16 protein-coding genes and 1 pseudogene are annotated in these 20223 nt (G+C 38.1%); 7 read left to right on the forward strand and 10 right to left on the reverse strand.

Annotated features, from left to right (window positions below):
* The 9 genes and pseudogenes from DB41_RS02370 to DB41_RS12795 all read right to left on the reverse strand — a co-directional run.
* The coding region (locus DB41_RS02370; protein WP_039383884.1) for an F-box protein at positions 1–1465 on the reverse strand (1465 nt) is incomplete at its 3' end.
* Positions 1466–1843: 378 nt separating this feature from the next.
* Positions 1844–2761, reverse strand: a complete 918-nt coding sequence (locus DB41_RS02375; RefSeq protein ID WP_039383886.1) for a bifunctional riboflavin kinase/FAD synthetase — start codon at positions 2759–2761, stop codon at positions 1844–1846.
* Positions 2762–3029: 268 nt separating this feature from the next.
* Positions 3030–3728 carry a tRNA pseudouridine(55) synthase TruB gene (gene truB, locus DB41_RS02380; RefSeq protein WP_039383912.1) on the reverse strand — a complete coding sequence of 233 codons (699 nt, stop codon included), beginning with the start codon at positions 3726–3728 and terminating at the stop codon, positions 3030–3032.
* A 16-nt stretch (positions 3729–3744) separates the two neighbouring features.
* Positions 3745–4113, reverse strand: coding sequence for a 30S ribosome-binding factor RbfA (gene rbfA, locus DB41_RS02385; RefSeq protein WP_039383888.1), 369 nt, complete (start codon positions 4111–4113; stop codon positions 3745–3747).
* Between the two features lie 25 nt (positions 4114–4138).
* Positions 4139–6907: a translation initiation factor IF-2 gene (infB, locus tag DB41_RS02390; RefSeq protein WP_039383890.1), complete on the reverse strand. Its 2769-nt coding sequence runs from the start codon at positions 6905–6907 to the stop codon at positions 4139–4141.
* Positions 6879–8186, reverse strand: a complete 1308-nt coding sequence (gene nusA, locus DB41_RS02395) for a transcription termination factor NusA (protein WP_039383892.1) — start codon at positions 8184–8186, stop codon at positions 6879–6881. The genes infB and nusA overlap by 29 nt, the downstream gene beginning before the upstream one ends.
* Positions 8187–8336: 150 nt before the next feature.
* On the reverse strand, positions 8337–10079 hold the full coding sequence (rpsA, locus tag DB41_RS02400; protein WP_039383894.1) for a 30S ribosomal protein S1: 1743 nt from the start codon (positions 10077–10079) through the stop codon (positions 8337–8339).
* A gap of 248 nt (positions 10080–10327) precedes the next feature.
* Positions 10328–10477 (reverse strand): annotated as a pseudogene (locus tag DB41_RS12790) (6-pyruvoyl tetrahydropterin synthase family protein); the annotation flags it as partial.
* Between the two features lie 5 nt (positions 10478–10482).
* A complete protein-coding gene (locus DB41_RS12795) occupies positions 10483–10692 on the reverse strand; it encodes a 6-carboxytetrahydropterin synthase (protein ID WP_052243810.1) in 210 nt (69 codons plus the stop codon).
* 117 nt (positions 10693–10809) lie between these two features.
* Here DB41_RS12795 and DB41_RS02410 point away from each other — a divergent pair, with 117 nt between their 5' ends.
* The 6 genes from DB41_RS02410 to accC all read left to right on the forward strand — a co-directional run bounded on the left by DB41_RS02410 (position 10810) and on the right by accC (position 17298).
* On the forward strand, positions 10810–11595 hold the full coding sequence (locus DB41_RS02410; protein ID WP_052243811.1) for an aspartate kinase: 786 nt from the start codon (positions 10810–10812) through the stop codon (positions 11593–11595).
* Between the two features lie 28 nt (positions 11596–11623).
* On the forward strand, positions 11624–13549 hold the full coding sequence (locus tag DB41_RS02415) for a hypothetical protein (RefSeq protein ID WP_039383896.1): 1926 nt from the start codon (positions 11624–11626) through the stop codon (positions 13547–13549).
* A 337-nt stretch (positions 13550–13886) separates the two neighbouring features.
* Positions 13887–14597: a ribulose-phosphate 3-epimerase gene (rpe, locus tag DB41_RS02425; protein WP_039383900.1), complete on the forward strand. Its 711-nt coding sequence runs from the start codon at positions 13887–13889 to the stop codon at positions 14595–14597.
* Positions 14598–14861: 264 nt separating this feature from the next.
* Complete coding sequence (locus tag DB41_RS02430) at positions 14862–15419, forward strand: elongation factor P (RefSeq protein WP_039383902.1); 558 nt, start codon at positions 14862–14864, stop codon at positions 15417–15419.
* A 13-nt stretch (positions 15420–15432) separates the two neighbouring features.
* Positions 15433–15924 (forward strand): acetyl-CoA carboxylase biotin carboxyl carrier protein, encoded by a 492-nt coding sequence (gene accB / locus DB41_RS02435; protein ID WP_039383904.1) that lies wholly within the window; start codon positions 15433–15435, stop codon positions 15922–15924.
* A gap of 9 nt (positions 15925–15933) precedes the next feature.
* The gene (gene accC / locus DB41_RS02440) at positions 15934–17298 is read left to right on the forward strand and encodes an acetyl-CoA carboxylase biotin carboxylase subunit (RefSeq protein WP_039383906.1); all 1365 of its coding nucleotides are present in this window, start codon (positions 15934–15936) and stop codon (positions 17296–17298) included.
* Between the two features lie 260 nt (positions 17299–17558).
* Here the strand turns inward: accC and DB41_RS11160 are convergent.
* A protein-coding gene (locus tag DB41_RS11160; RefSeq protein ID WP_155117543.1) for an IS5 family transposase occupies positions 17559–18408 on the reverse strand; the annotation gives its coding sequence in 2 pieces (ribosomal slippage) (positions 17559–18041 and positions 18043–18408; 849 coding nt in all).
* 295 nt (positions 18409–18703) lie between these two features.
* Between DB41_RS11160 and DB41_RS02455 the strand changes: the two genes are divergently transcribed.
* The coding region (locus tag DB41_RS02455) for an F-box-like domain-containing protein (protein ID WP_039383910.1) at positions 18704–20223 on the forward strand (1520 nt) is incomplete at its 3' end.

A 20223-nucleotide genomic window follows, 5' to 3' on the forward strand; every position in this document is an offset into this window, starting at 1 on the left:
CATACTCACAAGGCGCAGTATCTAATTGATGCACGGCTTGTATTACAAGTTGTCCGAAGAAAATTTTTATGTGTTGAGCTATCTCACCATAAAGCTCTCTCACCTCTTGGGAAGAAGGGTTCTCTAGGAGAGTTTGAATTTTCTTCTCTATTTCTTCTCTAAATTTTTTCAATTCGCTGCGATTGCGTTCAAATTGTTTCACTATTACCAGGGGATCAAAAGGTTTGCCTTTACATTGTTTAACGAGTAAATTTTGTACTTGAGAAAGTCTAGTTCTAAGAACTTTTAGACGCTCTTGAGGAACTAGACGTAAGGCATAATTATAAAGACCTGCCGCTTGCAGAAGCGTTTCAGACGTTTGTTTTCCTAGATAAATGTCACCTAATTCTTCTATGCAAAAGCTTTCTTGAATAGGATCTTTCTCTCGGACAGCAATTTGTAAAGCTTGCGTATAAGTTTGTTCTAATTCTTTTATCTTCTCGTCTGATAAAAGCTCCTGGCTTTCCAATGTTTTGAGGGTGTTTTCTAATTCATTTGTAGATAGCGAATTAGAAAAAAGAATATTAGAAGAGATTTTCGACTTTAAAAGAAGAGTTTTATCTTGCTTTAAGGGCTTTTGAGCATAGATAAAATGACCACCTAAATCCACAATAAAAATATAGTCTTGACGCCTTTCTTCTTGAGGAATAGTTTCCCATTCCTGGGATCTATCTTTTTTAGATGTTAAGCCTACTTTTGAAGAGATAAGCATATCATTAATACCACATCCCAAAGAGTCTTCATTCACTGTAACTAATCTTATAGGAATAGATAAAGCCTGGGCTAATAAATCTCCTTCGCCCAAGCCACTAACCCAACTTCCTTTTTCTCTTATTTCTTTTGCTCTTTTACTGTTAACGTGCCTATAAATGTCTGAGAGCACGTGCCTTAAATAAAAGATTTTATCGTTTTGCTCGTCTAGTACAGGAATCTTCCTAGAAAGCCCTTCATAGCTTCCTAAAAATGCGCTAAAAAAGCAGTCACCGTCACCTGCAACCCCTTTTAATTCAAAACCTTCTTTATGCAAGTAGGTAGCTACAGCATTTACTTTTATTTCTACTGAATTACTAATGATAGTTGCAGGATTATACCATAAAGATTTAGCTATTTGGGAGGGGCTCCAGCGTCGGAGAGAGGATGTTAAAAGTTTTTTTTTAGCAGTGGTCTGCGAATGGTGTCTAGGTAAATTATCTTTAAGCCCCTTTGAAGAGGGCTCTTGCCATTCATTAGTTTGTTTAATTAGCTGCTTCCAGTCTTTACAAACTAGTCTAGCTTGGCACGAATCTAGTAGCCCTAGCTTTTTGAATATTATTAAAGCAATTTCTCCATAAACGCTAGTGTCTCTTATAAAAGGGTTAGATTGTTCTTGTTGTTGCTCAAACGCAGGAAATATAAAAGGGCGAATACGAAGGGTCTCTAAGTTCATAAGCTTATCCTTCTTTTATCTAGTTTTATTTTCACATGCACTTCAAAGCATTACATGCTTTACTTACAAGCTTTTAGCTAGGCGTTATAACTTGTCAATCTAAATCTTAAAAATATTTTTTCACTATTGTTAGCATCAGGGAAGGGTATGTGTGATTAAGAAGAGAAAATATAATATGCTTTTGAGCTACTTCTTATGCAGCCCCATACTTTATAAAGCCCCTCTTGTTAAGTTGAAAGGCAGATTTCAGAAAGTTGGATATGTAGACTGAGTTTTTTAAAGCGTATAAGATGTTTTACTAAGTTTTAATATTTTTTCTTCCTTTAAGGCTATAGCAAGCTAAAAGGAAAATAAATAAAGTACTTTCTTTATTTAAATTTAACCAAGAGATCTAGCTTTTAAGATGTCTTGTTGAATTTGTAGCTTTAATTCTTCAAGGCTAGCAAACTTTTTTTCAGGCCTTAAATAAGAAGTAAGAATAACTTCGATAGTTTTACCATACAGATCAGCCTCATAATCAAAAATATGAGCTTCTAAAAGAGGGACTTTATCTTCACGGACGGTAGGTGCGATCCCTAGATTCGCCACGCCTTTAAACAGCTGCTGATCGACAAAGATATTAACAGCATAGACTCCTAAAGGAGGAATACACAAATTTTTGACGTCCAAGTTGGCTGTAGGGCAGTCTAGCTGTTTTCCTTTTCCTAGACCTCTATAAACGGTAGATAAGACACTATAAGGGCGTCCTAGGAGCTTCTGGGCGGTCTCTAATCGCCCTTCTTGAATGAATTTACGAATCAGGGAGCTAGAAACAGCAACTTCGTTGACAGTTTGCTGTTCGATGTATTCCACACTAAAATGTTCTCTTTCTGCAATACCTTTAATGGTTTCCTTATTGCCTTTTCTATCTTTTCCTAACGTAGCGTCCCATCCAAGGATAAGATGAGAAAAGGGGAGGAGAGTTTGCAAATGATGGATAAATTGTTCAGCACTTTGCTCTGAAAATTCTTTAGTAAATTTAAGCAAGATTAATAAATCTACACCCATATTTTTGATCAGCTGAATTTTATGTTCATTAGTGCAGATTTTATTTACCGGCCTATCAGGATAAAGGACCTCGGAAGGGTGATTTTCAAAGGATAAAACTACACTGGCCTGGTGTTGTTTTTTAGCAGTTTCCACTACTTTTTTGATGATGGTTTGATGCCCAATGTGCATGCCATCAAAATTGCCTAAGGTAAGAACAGAAGAGGTAGAGAAAAGCGATGTAGATGGAAGTTCGTGAATGAGTTTCATAGTTCAAAAAATAATGAAGAATTTATTAATCTTTAGGTTGGTAATTAGGTTTAAAAACAGCCTTTTTTTCCTTTGTAAGGGCTTTGCCTACAACATACATATAAAACATTTTCATGCAAATAAATATAATTTTTTGGTAAGGCTATTAATGAGGATGATAGGTTGATAAAAGCAAGAATCTTTTAACATAAATGGCTTATAAGCTGTCTATTAGAATTTTTCTGGAGCTAATTATAACTGATTAGCTAAAAAAGTTTTAGGAAATATACTATAGAGCAGGGTAAAAAAGAGCTTTGCTAATTTCTTGAGCATCAGGGGAGGCAATAAATAATTGACTGCCATCTAAACAATCTTCGACTTTAAAGGGCCCGCTACGCGTCCTTTTAAGATTGGAAAGATGAGCCCCGCATCCTAGCTTTTTACCTATATCGTCAGCTAAGCTACGTATGTAGGTACCTTTAGAACATTTCACCCGAAGATTTAGATAAGGATAGTGATAATCTAATATCTCTATTTGCAGAGTCACTGTGGCAGGTTGGCGTTCTATAACTTTTCCTTGTCTAGCCAGTTCATAAAGTTTTTTTCCATTAACTTTTTTGGCAGAATGCATAGGGGGAATTTGTTGTATTTCTCCTTGAAAATCTTGGATAATAGCCTTAATTTCAGAGGGAGTAGGAACAAGAGGGGATTGGAAAGTGATAGTTCCTTCACAATCGTAGGTATCAGTAGCTTCTCCCAAATGCACTTGAGCAAGGTATTCTTTATCCTCGCATAGAAATCGATCGGAAAGCTTAGTCATGTTGCGCCCGATGAGCAAAACCATGACGCCTGTGGCAAAAGGATCGAGCGTACCGGCGTGACCGATTTTACGTACTCCTAGAATACGCCTTAATGCGGCTACGAGGCTAAAAGATGTTTTGCCTATAGGCTTATCTATAAGCAAAATACCTTGAGGGTCAGGAATCATCGAGCTTGCTGAACGATTAATCATTGCCTCGCGACTCACGCTCACTACTAATTTTTTCGAGGAGCTGCTCGATACGCATATGCTTATCTACGCTATCATCAAGCTTAAAGTGAAGCTCTGGAAAATAACGCATGACCACTTTTTTTGAGGCTGTGACCGCGATAAACCCTGCTGCTGTTTCAAGAGCATGGATAGTCTGGTCTTTTTCCTCTTGATTGCCAATCACGCTGACAAATACTTTGGCATGGTGTAAGTCTTTAGTAATCTCTACCCTTGTGACCGTCATAAGCTCATTGACGTGCGGGTTGCGCACGTCTTTACGAATAACATCTGAGATAACTTCTTTAAGTAGGGAATTAAGTCTATCCGTGCGTTGTTTTGCCATGATCTATCTGCCTCTATAAAGAATCTTATAATTCTTGGGTAATGTAAGTAACTTCGTACGCTTCAAATACATCGCCTTCTTGTGCGGTATCAAAATTGGAAAGAACTATACCACATTCAAGGCCTTTTTGAACTTCTCGTACATCGTCTTTTACGCGTTTTATTGAGGAAATCGATGATTTTCCAATCAGCTGACCATTGCGTATAATGCGCATCTGGTTATTACGATTAATCGCTCCTTCAGTAACAATTCCCCCGGCTATTTGCCCATAGTGGGAAGACTTAAAGAGTGCTTTTACCTGGAACTTTCCTTTTTCTGTTTCAATAGCAATCTTATCTAACAGATCTACGAGCATGGCTTTAGCATCATCAATAGCATGGTAAATGATGTCATGCATTTTAACCTGTACTCCATGTTGTCTAATAAGGGCATCCGCATGACTCTCAATCTGGGTGTGGAAGCCTATAATGACCGCTTTGGAGGTCGCAGCCATTTGTACGTCTGACTCCGAAACTTCTCCTACTCCTGCAGAAATAATATTAACCTCGGCTTTTTTCGAGTAGATCTTTAACAGCCCTACTTTTAGGGCTTCAAGAGAGCCTTGTACGTCAGCACGTAAGATAATATTAAGAATTTTCTTAGAAGGCTCTGAAGCTTGCATCATCAAGTTTTCCATGGAGAGCTTCTTTTTAAGCAAGTTATTTTGACGCATACCCACCATACGAGCTTCAGCAATCTCACGAGCTTCTTTTTCATTTTTAACTACAATGAACTCTTGGCCTGCTTCTGGAAGACCCGAAAGACCTGTAATGGCTACAGGCGTTGAAGGTCCCGCTTGCTGAATATTATGTCCATATTCATCTTGCATAGTTTTAACACGTCCCCAGTATTGATCAAATACAAGAGAGTCGCCTATTTTTAAAGTTCCATTCTGAATCAGCATAGTAGCCATAGCGCCCATGCCTTTATGCATTTCAGATTCTAGGACACGTCCTCGCGCCCGGTTAGTAGGATCTGCACGCAGTTCCAACACTTCTGCTTGCAAGGCCAACATTTCTAGCAGCGTGTTAATTCCTTCTTTAGTGACTGCGGAGCAATTAACAGTAATAGTTTGCCCGCCCCATGCTTCTGGGAGAAGTTCTTGCTCTGCAAGTTGGCGGTAGACATTTTCAACATTAAAATTAGGCTTATCACATTTGTTAATAGCTACCACGATGGTGACTTTTGCTTCACGAGCATGCTGGATGGCTTCCACTGTTTGTTGGCGAAGGCCTTCGTCACCGGCTACGACTAACACGACGATATCAGTGACATCCGCACCGCGGGCACGCATAGCTGAAAAGGCTTCGTGTCCTGGAGTATCGAGAATGCAAATTTCTCCAACCGCCGTTTGGCATTTAAACGCTCCGATATGTTGAGTAATAGCTCCTGCTTCGCCAGCTGCACGGTTGCTGCTTCTTATTGCGTCAATTAAGCTGGTTTTACCATGGTCTACATGTCCCATGAAGGCAACTACAGGTGCCCTGATGTGTAGCTTTTCTGGAGATGTTTGTTTGATCTCTTCGCTAGCACTTTGATCAGTAATGCGGATCCTTTTTTCTTCCGAGGTATCAATGCTAATTTCACATCCAAATTCATGACCTAGTAGTTGAATAGTGGTCTCATCTTCTAGCAGATCATTAAGAGTAACGACAAGCCCTTGCATGAACAATTTAGAGATTAGCTGGGAGGACTTTAACTTCATTTCAGCAGCTAAATCTTTAATGCTAATAGGAGTTCTAATTTTGAGCGCAGTAGGCCGAATAGTGGTATCTTCCTGAACTTGCTTGATCTGTCTGTTGCGTTTTTTTCTCCATTGAGAAGTGTCATCGTCTGCTCGCAAGCCTTGTCGATCACGTGCATCAAATGCTCGCGTGGGTTCAAGACGCCGGGTAGGTTTTAGATCACGAAATTCTTTAGCTTTGCCTGGAAAAGTTTTCTTAGGAAGACTTTCATCGCTAACAGCAACTTCTTCACCCTCTTTGGGCTTAAATTTGTCTTTCGCAGCTTTGGCTGCTGCTTCTTTATCCAGAGCAGAAGCTGCTTCTCCTTTATGTTTGTGAGGTGCCTGAGGAGGAACATAAGCAGGCCGTGGAGCTGGCTTTCGAGGTAAAAGATCCTTAACATGTCGACCTGTAGGCCCTAGCTTGACATATTCTGGTATAGGCTTAATTGCAGGTATAGGAGCTTCTTGGCGAGATACTGCTACAGGTTTTTCTTCTCGAGAAGGAATTAATGCCTTTGCAATAAGAGGGGACTCTTCAGCAGGAGTAGGAGGTTTTTCATTTTTACCAGCTTCAGAAAAAGCTTCTTCCGACGCTGGCTTTTCTTCAAAAATCTTTTTCTCAGATAGCTCTACCAGTTCTTCAGCAAAAATTTCTTTACGCAGCTCTTCACTAGATTTTTTAACTTTAATGCCTTCTTCCTCGGTATCTTCAGCTTCACCTGCTCTTGAGGTTTCCGCAAATTCTACCTTAGGCTTAGCTTCAGGGGCAGAGCCTTCAGCAAAAGCAGATTTAGAACGCGCGCGGATTCGAGGCGTAGCTTCTTCCTTAGCTGGAGAATGAGCTGAAGCGTTTTTCGTAGATTCATTTAATTCTGCTTTAGGTGCTTTAGTCAGCGCACTTTTTTTTACAGGCTTTTCTTCTTTATCTTCTAAAGCCTTATTTGCTGCGATCTTGCTTTTAAGTTTACCTAAATTGATGGCTTCAGCAATTTGAGTGTTTTTAATTGTTAGCTTCAGGTTTTTTGCCAAGGCTTTCTATCCTTTGTTTTCTAATTTGTTCTATAATCTTATCGGCGGTATCTAGGCTTATGCCAGGAATTTTTGCCAATTCTTCTGGAGTTGCAATCAAGAGAGATTTGAGAGTAGTGTAGCCTTCGGCAATCAGATGTTGGAAAATCAGATTGTTAAGACCATCGATCTCTTCTAAAGGCTCGTTGAGAGAAGGATCATCGGATTCGGCTAGCTCTGTGCGCTGTAAAGCCATGGTGCGATTGTAATCCGTCATCCGTTGCACTTCTAGCTCATAACCAATCAATTCGCTGTTAAGCCTTGCATTCATTCCTTTTTTACCAATCACAGCGGCAAAATCTTCGTCGTCCACGACGATAGAGATCGTCTGATCGTCTTCGCTAATATTGATTTTACGAATCTCGATTGGCGATAGAGCATTCTGCAAAAGCTCAATAGGGTCGGCGGAAAAAGGAATAATATCAATTTTCTCATTATGTAATTCTCTGACTACATTTTTAACACGCACCCCACGCATGCCTACACAAGCACCTACTGGGTCAACTTTAGGATCTGTAGAACGAACAGTCAATTTAGTTCGGTAGCCGGGATCACGAGCGATTTTGTCGATAATCACAATATTATCATTAATTTCAGGTACTTCCTGGATTAGCAATTGACGAACGAATTCTGGATGGCTACGCGAGAGAATAACTTCTGCGCCGCCATTCTCCGTATCATTAACTTCTAACAGCAAAGCTAAAACTTTATCTCCAAGATTATATTTTTCAGTTTTAGGATAGTGCTTCATTGGCATTAACGCTTCTACTTTACCTAAATCAATAATTAAATTAGCTCCTCGGACAAAGCGTTTGACAGTACCAGAAATTAATTCATTTACACGATGGCGATACTCTTCATAAATCACATCGCGCTCCGCCCCACGCAACTTTTGAGTAATAATTTGGCGTGCTTTTTGAGCCGCAATGCGACCAAAATCTCTAGGAGTGGCTATTACATCAATAAATTGGCCCACTTGGCTCTCAGGATCAATTTCGCGAGCTTCTTCTAATGAAATTTCTTGAGCAGGCACTTCTACTTCATCTACAATTTCTTTTTCACAGTAAACGTCAATATTACCTGTTTTGGGATGAATAGTCACAGTAACATTTGAGGCTCCGCTAATACTTTTACGGGCGGCGGCACGAAGAGATTCTTCTATGGCGCTGATTACGATTTCTCGCTTAATGCCTTTTTCTCTTTCTAGGTACTCAAAAATAGCTATGAGATCTTTATTCATCGTTTTTTTTGCCTCAAATTCTTAAGATAGGAATTATATATTAAAGAAGATTTGTAAAGCAACTTACAAGAGGGTTTTTATCTATGTAAGGTGCGTTAATCGGTAGAAAAGCTAGCTTTTCTACCGATTGGATGCGATTCAGAACGTATTCTAATCTTCGCTATCTTCTCTATCTTTTTCAGAAGATTTCTTTTTGCGTTTATTGGAAGTTAAAATGATGTCGTCATGACTGGTGTGATTTTGATCAATTAAATATTCCTTAATAGAAAGAGCAATCTTTTTATGCTCAGGATCTAATTTAATCACCTTAGCTGTTACATCGTCTCCTTTAGAAACAACATCTTCAACTTTACCAAAGGTCTGATCAGATAATTCAGTGACATGGATGAGTCCTTCAATACCGCTATCGAGTTCTACAAAAGCTCCAAATGCAGTAATTTTAGTTACTTTTCCTTTAACTAAAGATCCCACCGGCATCGTTTTCTCGATGCTTTCCCAAGGGTTATTGCTTAATTGTTTAACACCTAAAGTAATTTTCTTGCTATCTCGATCGACGGATAAGATGCAGGCATCTACGACATCGCCTTTACGGAGAACTTCAGAAGGGTGAGAGACTTTTTTAATCCAGCTTAGATCCGAAATATGTATTAAGCCCTCTACTCCTGGCTCTAATTCGACAAAAGCGCCATAGTTAGTTAAACTGCGAATCTCTGCTTTAACGTTAGTACCCACTGGATATCTTTTTTCTACATCATCCCAAGGGTTATGTTCCGCTTGTTTAATTCCTAAAGAAATTTTCCCTTCCTCTTTTTGCACCGAAAGGACTACAGCTTCCACATCATCACCTTTTTTGACTACTTCGCTAGGATCGGTGACGTTTTTTACCCATGACATTTCTGACACATGAATAAGGCCTTCAATACCTGGCTCAATTTCAATAAAGGCACCATAAGGGAGCAAGTTAACAATCTTACCTTTTACACGCGTTCCAGGTGGGTATTTTTGCTCGATTTGATCCCAAGGGTTAGATTCTTTTTGTTTTAAACCTAAAGCCACCCGACCTTTTTCGCGATCAACGCTTAGAATCATCACTTCAAGTTTTTGTCCAAGTTGAACCATTTCAGAAGGATGCTTAATACGTTTCCAAGTCATATCCGTAATATGTAATAAGCCATCAATACCATCGAGGTCAAGGAAAACACCGAAATCGGTAATGTTTTTAACAATCCCATCACGTACATCACCTTCTTTAATATTTTCCAAAAGCTCAGCCTTCTTAGAAATTCTTTCTGCTTCTAAAAGCTCACGTCTGGAGACGACCACGTTCTTACGTTCAATATTAATTTTAAGGATTTTAAATTCATATGTCCTGCCGAGATATTCATCGAGGTTTTTAATGCGCTTATTATCGATTTGAGAGCCAGGTAAGAAGGCTTCCATTCCGATATCAACCATTAAACCACCTTTAACTTTACGGAGGACACGGCCTTTGACAATAGAACCTTCTTCACAATGTTCAAGAATATATTCCCATTGACGCATTCTTTCAGCTTTTTCACGAGAGAGTACAATCTGCCCATTATCATCTTCTGCTTGGTCAAGAAGCACTTCGACTTCCCCATCTAATACCACATTTGAAGGATCAGAGAATTCTTCAATAGGCACTAGACCTTCTGATTTTAAGCCTACATCTACGACAACATGATCTTTTGTGATTTCGACAATCCTTCCCTTGAGGATAGTTCCTGGGATTAATGCAGTGCTGTCTTCAATGTTATTATTGGATGACTGGCCTTCTAATAAAGCTTTAAAAAGTTCTGCATCTGTTTGCTGGTAAGAGACATCATCGACGATCTTGCTCTCATTCCAGGTGTGTTGGGGGTTTTTAGACATTTAAAGGTTACTCCTATTTTTCATACTAATGGAGTAAAGATATCAGATGTGAAAGAAAAATAGCAATATATAAAACTAAAGTGAAAATAGGAGAGGGCAGGAAAGGAAATAGGGATAAAACCAAATCTAGAAGAATATAAAAAATGCTTAATTTAATTTAATAAATTTTTTTATTAAATATTCCCTCATCACTGATAGGTTGAAATGAAAAATAACCCATAGCTATCTAGATTGTTTGAAAAAAAGCTTTATATCCAGTAAGTGGCTTTTGAAGAGGCTGTTTCATAAAGGGTGATAGCATACAGTTCGGGCAGCAGGGGCTTAAGATAATCATAAATCCATTTGCACACAAATTCTACCGTCGTAGAATCTGACTGTAGGGTCTCATTCAAGCACTGATGATCTAAATATTTTTTAGCATAGGCTGGACAAGATCAGCGAGATCTTGAAAATCTATTACCATGTTTTTCTTAGGCCCCTCTTTTTGTAAAGATTCCTTTCGGATAATGACATGGAGACTATAAGAGTGGCCATGCATACTTTTGCATTTACCATCATGATGGTTTAAAAAGTGAGCTGCTTCAAAACAAAAAATTTTTTCCAATTCATACATCTTGCTTCATTTGCCTTTGGAATATAAGGATTTAAATTGACAGATGGGAGGGCTTTTTTTTATAAGTAACTCAAGCTTATCAGAAAAAAAATAATAAAAAAGTAAAAAACTATTCCTATGCAGACACTTGTAATGAAATTTGGAGGGGCAGCAGTAGCTACTGCTGAGCATTTTTCCTATATAGCCGATCTTATTATTTCACGAAAAAAAGATTTTCAACGTCTTGTAGTCGTAGTAAGTGCGATGGGAAAAACCACAGATCATTTGATTGCATTAGCTAAGCAAGTTAACCCTGACCCTCCTCGCCGAGAATACGATATGCTAGTGACCGTAGGAGAAAGAATCAGCTGTTCTTTGCTTGCAATGGCCCTGGCCGCTAAAGGATGCGAGGCTTTAAGCTTTACAGGGAGCCAATCAGGAATTATTACTTGTTCAAAGCATACGGAAGCAAGAATTATCGATGTGCGGCCTACTCGTGTTTTGCCCTTGCTAGATTCTGGTAAAATCGTTATTGTAGCAGGATTCCAAGGGGTAAGCAGATTAGGAGAAATTACTACTTTAGGACGAGGTGGCTCAGATACTACAGCAGTAGCTCTAGGAGTGATTTTAAAAGCCTCAGTCGTAGAGTTTTTTAAAGATGTTCCGGGAGTTTATGCAGAAGACCCTAAAAAAAACCCTCACGCAGTTTTTTATTCAAAGCTTACTTATAAGCAAGCTTTAGAAGTAGTTGGTAAAGGTGGAAAGATATTACATCCTCGTTGTATAGAATTGGCCTATAAGAATTATTTGCCCCTGAAGATAAGATCTTTTAAGACATATGGTATGGGAGAAAATGAAAGGTGCACAATAATTTTTGAAGACTCTTGCCAGCCGGATAAGCATTTGTTTGAAGATGAAATTTAACAATATATGCCTATAAGTAGCTTAAACCATGCAAGAAAATGAGTGTTTTCCCGAAATAAAGATTCTTGTTGAGGATCAAGATAATGACGTAAGTATACATTTATTCAAGGAAGCTATCCATAGCACATTGAAGAAAATGGTTCCTCTAAATTTTTTCAAAAATAAGAGTTATGAAAGTGAATTTCCTATCCTTAAGAGTTTAGTTTCAAACCAGGCTCCTGGCTATCTAACCTTTTATTATTTTGGCAAATCTCAGAAACATACTCTAAAGTTTTTTATCGAAATGCTTTCGAATTGGCTAGTGCCAGGGCGACGTTTAAATCAATCGATGATATTTTCTTCTGAGTTTAGCATTCCTTCTCTAAGCCCATTAATTTACCGATTGTTCAAAGTGGTTATCCATCTAGATTTAATTTCCGATGTAGAACAGATCAAAGCTAATTTACCTATTATCGAAGCAGAAATACGCTTAGGAATGGATTCTTCTTACTATGCTAAAAGAATTTTAGAAATTAAAGGCTTAAGCATTGATGCAAAAACGGCTCTTATACAAGAAAATATCGCCTATTTGATTGAGCGTAAACCTCAGTTTTTTGACTTTGATTTGTTAACAGAGATGCAACATGTGTTGGTAATATGCCACGATGATTTTAAATCTCAACGAAGTAGCCGCCATCTTAGTCGCATTATCTGCATTCAATATCTTTTTAGAAGATATCTTTTCGATCGGCTTCAAGTTCAAAATAAAAGGCACTTTTTCTTGAAAATATTTAAAACCTATTTGCGCGACCAAGAGCAAAATAAGGAGGTGCTAGGGATCATTGTTGGCTTCAATTTTTTAAGAGAAAAAGAAATTTTTGATAAACGGCATTTAATTCGAGCGATTCAAAATCATATTCCCAATGCGCTGATGGTAGAGAACTCTTTTATCGATAATCGACGCTCTCCAGAAAACTTTTGTACTCTCTATATAGAAATAGAAAAAAGCATGGGAGAGAAATTTACCTCACAAGAAGTCTCTCAGTTGCGTAAAACTTTACCTGTAGATTTACTAGATAGCATTGAACATATTGTGCACCCTATCTTCATGCCACGCAACGAAGAAGAGATTATGCGTAACATCTTTAGCTTAAGCAGTCAAGTTAAGTTTGTACGGGATTTACCTCAAGTCATCATTAATTTTGATGAGCAAACTTATTCTAAGTTGGTATTTACCATCATTGTGGTTAGAGTGGTTGAACCTAGTGGCGCCTCTATAAAAGAACTTTTTGATAAAAGTGAAACTTTTCTAGACTATACGCATGATCGTTGTAAAACTCTAGGATACTTGCGAGGAAAGCATAGTAAAGAAGCCACGGTATTCACTGTAAAGATTTCAAAAGATGATTTCATTAGACGAGATAATTCTATCGATCTAAATAAAGCCCGTCAAAGTGTAGTTTTTGAATTGCTAAGAATTTTAGGGGAATTTAGAGATTTTAACGGAGGAATGATCTCAAAACAAAATGAACTTTTAGCCGAGCTAAAAGCGCTCCTTGGAGAAGAGACTGATTTTAATGAACTGTTATTAGAAAATTTCTTCTTTTCCATTACCCCTATAGTCATGCGCACCGTTTTAGAAGCAGAAACTTTGAAAATGTTTTTTAGCTTGTTAAGAGAAACAATTGAGGAAGAAATGGTGCCGCCCCTCTCTTATCACGTGAAAACATTAGTCAAGACGCCTTATATATATGTAATAGTGAAATCTGAAGAACGTTTAAACCGCGAGGACTTAGCTCAAGCTTTAAATGTTTTGCAAGCTAAATCCTCAGAAATTGCCACTGCCTATATGCAGGTGCATGAGGTCAATTATAATTGTTATCTATACCGCTGCTTGGATGGAAAACGGCAAAAATTATTTGGCTCAATTATTCAAAAGGCAGTAATCAACATGTTTGATAATAAAGTCTCCTAAGCTTTAAGTTTAATCTCTTGTTTTGAGTTTCACACGGAGACATAGCAAGCTTTGGCTTTAAAATTTTTAAATAAAGTTTGTGTAAATGCTTAAAAGTTTTTCTTAATATCGAAGGAGGTGACCCTGGAAAAAAAGAGAAGCGGCCAAGAAGAAAATTTATAGGCTTAGTTAGCATTTTTTAGCTTAAGGTTAAAGGGACAGCGAGAAGAGATTTAAGTAGAGGGCTTTAGTTACCTGCTTGTTTAACATCCATTAATCACTTATGGATTGTATTACTTGACAAGCTCGTGTTGCTTAAGCTAACCTCCCTGAACATAATTTTGACCAGGCACTAACAATGATAAAAACAAACTCTATAAAAGTGGCTACCTCTATTTTAGCAGGTGATTTTGGTTATTTGGCAGATACGGCTAAGAAAATTGAGGACTCGGGGGCAGACTCTTTGCATATTGATATCATGGATGGAAATTTTGTGCCCAATCTAACGATGGGGCCACAAGCTGTTGCTGCTATTAATCGTGCTACGAATATGTTTTTAGATGTTCATTTAATGGTTTACCATCCCTTTGATTATATCGAACGTTTTGTTGAAGCAGGTGCAGACAACATTACTATCCACTTCGAGGCTACCGAAGATGTAGATGAAACTTTGGAATATATTCGTAAGTGCAACATTAAAGCAGGCCTAGCTTTTTGCCCTGAGACGTCGGCCTCTATGATTCCTAAATATTTAAATAAGTGTGACCTTATCTTGCTTATGACTGTTCATCCAGGTTTTGGGGGACAAACATTTATGCCCGAGGTCCTAGAAAAAATAAGCTTTACGCGTGAATGCTTGACTAAACTTGATATTTGCCAAGGGGGGATGACTGCTAAGGAAGATTTTCCTGAAAAGCTACCTCCTTTTGATATTCAAGTCGATGGAGGAATTACTCCAGAAACTGCTAGGTTATGTGTAAAAGCTGGGGCTAACATTTTAGTGGCGGGAACATTTTTATTTAAGAGCCCTAACATGCATGAAGGAGTAGAAAGCTTACGCTGCCTTTGAGAGAACCTAATAAATTTTTTTTACTCTTGGAAATCCGTAAGTCCATCCTTAGTAGATAAAAAAAGTTTTACCCTCTCTTTTTCATTGCGCTTGGAAACATAAGCAGCTTACCTTTTAATGTTTCTATAAAGAGACTGTTTTATAGAGCCAGAAAAAAGAAATTTTTTTGAAATTTTGTCCCTATTTTTCTCTTTGACATTTGAGCCCTAGTTTCTTAATATGTCAAGGATAGCTTAAATTTTTTACTGAAGGACAGAAACGTCTATGGTTATGAGTAACCAGCTAACTCCTGGAATGACAATTTCTATCAATAACAAACTTTATCGCGTGGAAACTACGGTAAAAGTGATGGTACCCAAGGGTACGCCTTTTATAAAAACAAAATTACGCGATTTAACATCTAATGAACTGATTGAAAAGAATTTTAAATTAAATCAGTCAATTAAAGATGTTAATCTAGCAGAACGTCGTCTAGAATTTCTTTATTTAGAAGGAAAGGATTACCTTTTTTTAGACATTGAAAACCTTAATCAAATCTTAATTCCTCAACATATTATAGGCAATAGCATCAACTACTTGAAAGAAGGCGTAGAAGTTAAAGCTTCTTTTTTTGGTGAAACTATTTTTGCTGTAGAGCTACCTCAGTTTCTAGAATTGATGGTTGCAAAAGTGGAAGGAGGAGAAAATAAATCTATATTAGCTAATGCTTCCAAAGCTGCTCTATTAGAGACCGGGGCTAAAATTGAGGTTCCACCATTTATCGAAGCAGGTGATATCATAAAAATAGACACGCGTTCGTACGAATACATACAGAGGGTATAGGGAGGATTGTTGCGTGGAGCTAAAGCAGATAAAGGAATTGATGGGGGCGATGGGACGTACGGGAACCAAACGCGTAACTATCAAAAAAGAAGGCTTTGAAATTGAGATCGAAAGATACGATGGGGGAACCATAAAGGTTCCCGAGTCAATGTTTGAGTCGCCAGAAGAGACTTTTAATAAAACAGACGAGGCCTTGCGGCGGGCAAATATTAGTGTGGCTTCTTTGGCAGTGCCTCCTGGTCAAGCGGTAGAGCATAAGGAAGATGCAAATACATTTTTTGTCACTTCGCCCATGGTAGGAACATTTTATAATACGCCTTCTCCTGAAGAACCTCCTTTTGTTAAAGTAGGTAGTAAAATTGATAAAAATAGCGTAGTTTGCATTATAGAAGCTATGAAAGTAATGAATGAAATCAAAGCTGGAGCAACAGGGACGGTGGCGGAAGTGCTAGTAGAAAACGGACATCCTGTAGAATTTGGAACAAAACTCTTTCGAATTACGTAGTATTGAAATATGCAAAAAGTTCTTATTGCTAACCGTGGCGAAATTGCCGTTAGGATTATCCGTGCTTGTCACGATTTAGGCTTACAAACAGTAGCAGTTTATTCACAAGCAGATGCCGAGGCTCTTCATGTGTTGCATGCCGATGAAGCCATTTGTATCGGCGAAGCTCCTGCTGCTAAATCCTATCTTAAGATCTCTAACATCCTCTCTGCCTGTGAAATAACAGGAGCAGATGCCATACATCCAGGCTATGGTTTTTTAAGCGAAAATGCTAATTTTGCTTCTATTTGCGAAAGTTGCGGCTTAAATTTCATCGGGCCTGCTCCTGCCTCGATCACATTGTTAGGAGATAAAGCTAAGGCTAAGGCCACGGCAAAAAAGGCTGGCTGTCCTGTTATTCCTGGCTCCGAGGGGATTGTAAGTGATCTAAAAGAGGGCCTAGAAGTGGCCAAGGAGATTGGATACCCAATTTTTATTAAAGCCGTATCAGGAGGAGGGGGGAAAGGAATACGCATTGCTTATAGTGAAGAAGAATTCATACGTCTTTTTCCTGCTGCACGTGCTGAGGCAGATGCAAGCTTTAGTAATCCTGATGTCTACCTAGAGAAGATGATTGTTGATCCTCGGCATATTGAAGTCCAAGTTATTGGAGATAAATACGGCAACTACATTCACCTTGGAGAGAGAGATTGTTCCATTCAAAGGCGTCGCCAAAAACTTATTGAAGAGGCCCCTAGCCCGCTGCTAAATAGCAAATTGAGGCAAAAAATTGGCCAAGCAGCGATTAATGTTGTTAAAGAGGCTAATTATCATTCGGTAGCTACCGTTGAATTTTTATTGGATGCTGATCATCATTTCTATTTTATGGAAGTAAATACAAGGATTCAGGTAGAACATACGGTGACAGAGGAGCTAACAGGAGTGGATCTTCTTGGAGAGCAACTGAGTGTAGCAATGGGTAATAAACTGCGGTATGCCCAAGAAGAGATTAACTTTAAGGGGCATGTCATCCAATTTCGCATCAATGCCGAAAACCCTGCAGCAAATTTTTCACCTTCTCCTGGACGACTTGAATATTATTTACCTCCTGGTGGCCCCCATGTTCGCGTAGATAGTGCTTGTTATTCAGGCTATCAAATTCCTCCCAATTACGACTCCATGATTGCCAAATTAATTGTCCATGGCAAAGATCGTTTAGAAGCGATAGCTATAGGAAAACGAGCCTTACGAGAGTTCCATATCGGCGGCGTAGACTCAACCATTCCTTTCCATCTCTATATGCTTCATGATAAAAAATTTCTTCATTCCGATTTTCATCTAAGCTATATTGATGGCTTGATTGCAGAAGGGTGCTCTTTTAGCTTAGAAGAGTAAGATAAAAAGATATCTGTTCGTAGGGCATGGCAGGGGAATAGCATAGAGAAATGTATGAGCATCTCAAGTTTAAAACCGTAAATGTTAAGACCTATTATATCAGCCTTGGATTGCTTATTCTTAAATCCTGCCTTTGTCTTTTTATTGCTTTTAATTATTCGCCTTATGCCCAGGTGAGTTAAAAAATTAGAGGGATAGCCGGTAGAGTTTAATTTAAAGTCCGCACGTAATCTTTCTAAAACTCCTTATAGGAGGATATCTTAAAACCCCTCTTTTAACTTATCAATTCGCCTTAACATCAGTCTAATCATCGATAAATAAATCCAATTTTCACTCGTAGTTGTTAGGTACTCATACTCTTTAGAAGTTCTTCGATTACGCCCAATCCATGCAAAAGTCCTTTCTACAATCCACCTCTTGGGCAGGAATTTAAAGCTTAAATCAATGGTTTTTAAAAACTCTTCTATTTTATCCTCCTGTACCCAAAATCTACGAGGAGGCCTTTTAACGATCTCAAAGTCAATGTTATACTGATCTTTGCAGGTTTTCTTTAATGCAGTGCCTTGATAGCCCATATCCGCCCAAACCTTGGTGATAGTTGAAAACAGGTTTTTGCATTTGTCTAACAGCTTAATTAAGGCTGTTTGATCGTTTTCGTCAGCAGCTCCTACATAGCATGTTAATAAAAAGCCTTGCGTATCCACTACAATGTGCCTTTTACGTCCCTTAACCTTTTTAGCTCCATCGCAACCTGTGAGCCCCCCCCCTTTTTACTGTTTTAACTGACTGGCTATCGACGATAGCAGCGCTGGGATCGAGGTTCCTCCCCATTATAACTCTTAATTTTTTCCTTAAATGATGATTAATTTTCTCAAACAAATGTGCGCCTTTCCACCTCTTGAAGTAAGTGTAAACTGTTTTCCAATGAGGAAAGTCTTTGGGTAGATAATGCCACTGGCAACCGGTTCTTAAGACATAAAAAATAGCTTCCAATAATTCTCTTTTTGTATGTTTAAAGGGCCTGCCTCCTTTGCTGTAATCTACTTCAAAGTAAATTTTAATGGCTTCCCATTCACGATCTGATAAATGGCTAGGGTATGTATTGCTCATCTTTACCTCCCTTTTCTCTCAAAATTATCTTAAATAAGTTGTTTTGCATCAACCTATTAGATCTTTGATAAAGCAGATGGATAAGACAAAATAGGGGGGTAAGATATCCTCTTACATCTAGAGTTTTTTGCTCTCTCTTCTTACTTAGCTACAGCTAGTCCGCCCTAATACCAATAAAAAACATTTTTTAGATTTAGGTTGACAAATTATAACGCTTCTTCAAAAAATTGTTGATAAAGCAGGTGACGCTTTGAAATGCAGGTGAAAATAAAGCTAGATAAAAGGAGGATAAGCTATGAACTTAGAAAGTTTCTCTATTAACTCTTTTATGTTTACTACATTTAAGGAACTAGCAAAAGAAAAGCCTTATCTAGGGCTAGGCCCGTATGCAGAAATTAGCTTAAAGATTTTCCAGGAGCTGAGTCAGCAAGATCTATCTAACGCACGAGGTGTTTGTAAAGAGTGGAAGCAATTAATTGAGCAAGCTGATGAATGGAAAAGACTTCATTTAAAGAAAATTAAAAGTAATTTACCAACAAATAATCAGCTTGCTAATGAAGCAAATTCCTTGGATCCTTCTCGGTCTCCCTGGAGCTCCTCCCAAATAGCTAAATCTTTATGGGATGATCCTTCAACTGTTATTAGTGATGCAGTAAAAATAAAAGTAAATGCTGTAGCTGCCTATCTAAATAAAGAAGGTTTTGAATTAAAAGGGGTTGCAGGTGACGGCGACTGCTTTTTCAGTGCTTTTTTAGGAAGCTATAAAGGGCTTTCTAGGAAGATTCCATTGCTAGAAGAGCAAAGTAATAAATTCTCTTATTTAAGGCAAGTGCTCTCAGACATTCTTAAACACACTAACAGTAAAAGGGCGAAAGAAATAATAAAAAAAGGAAGTTGGGTAAGTGGCTTGGGCGAAGGAGATTTATTAGCCCGGGCTTTATCTATTCCTATAAGATTAGTTACAGTGAATGAAGACTCTTTGGGATGTGGTATTAATGATATGCTTATCTCTTCAAAAGTAGGCTTAACATCTAAAAAAGATAGATCCCAGGAATGGAAAACTATTCCTCAAGAAAAAAGGCCTCAAGACTATATTTTTATTGTGGATTTAGGTGGTCATTTTATCTACGCTCAAAAGCCTTTAAAGCAAGATAAAATTTTTCTTTCAAAGTCGAAAATCTCCCCTAATATTCTTTTTTCTAATTCTCTATCTACAAATGAATTAAAAAACACCCTCAAAACATTGGATTGCCAGGAGCTTTTATCAGACGAGGAGATAAAAGAATTAGAACAAACCTATACGCAAGCTTTACAAATGGCTGTTCAAGAAAAAGATCCTCTTCAAGAAAGCTTTTGCATAGAAAAACTAGGCGATATTTATCTGAGAAAGCAAACTTCGGAAACACTTCTGCAAGCGGCAGGTCTTTATAATTATGCCTTACGCCTTGCTCCTCCCCAACGGCAAAAAATTCTTAAGGATAAGCTCTGTCAAGTTCAAAATTTACTCGTTAAACAATGTAAAGGCAAACTTTTTGATTCCGTGGTAATAGAGAAGCAATTTGAACGCAATCGCAACGGATTGAAAAAATTTAGAGAAGAAATAGAGAAGAAAATTCAAACTCTGTCAGAGAATCCTCCTTCCCAAGAGGTGAGAGAGCTTTATCATGAGATAGCTCATGAGATAAAAATTTTCTTCGGACAACTTGTAATACAAGCCATATATCAATTAGATACTGCACCTTGTGAATATGCCATGATAGGCTTTGGCTCTCTAGCTAGGGAAGAAATGACCCCTTATTCTGACTTAGAATTTGG

This window comes from Neochlamydia sp. TUME1 (assembly GCF_000813645.1).
Lineage (GTDB): Bacteria > Chlamydiota > Chlamydiia > Chlamydiales > Parachlamydiaceae > Neochlamydia.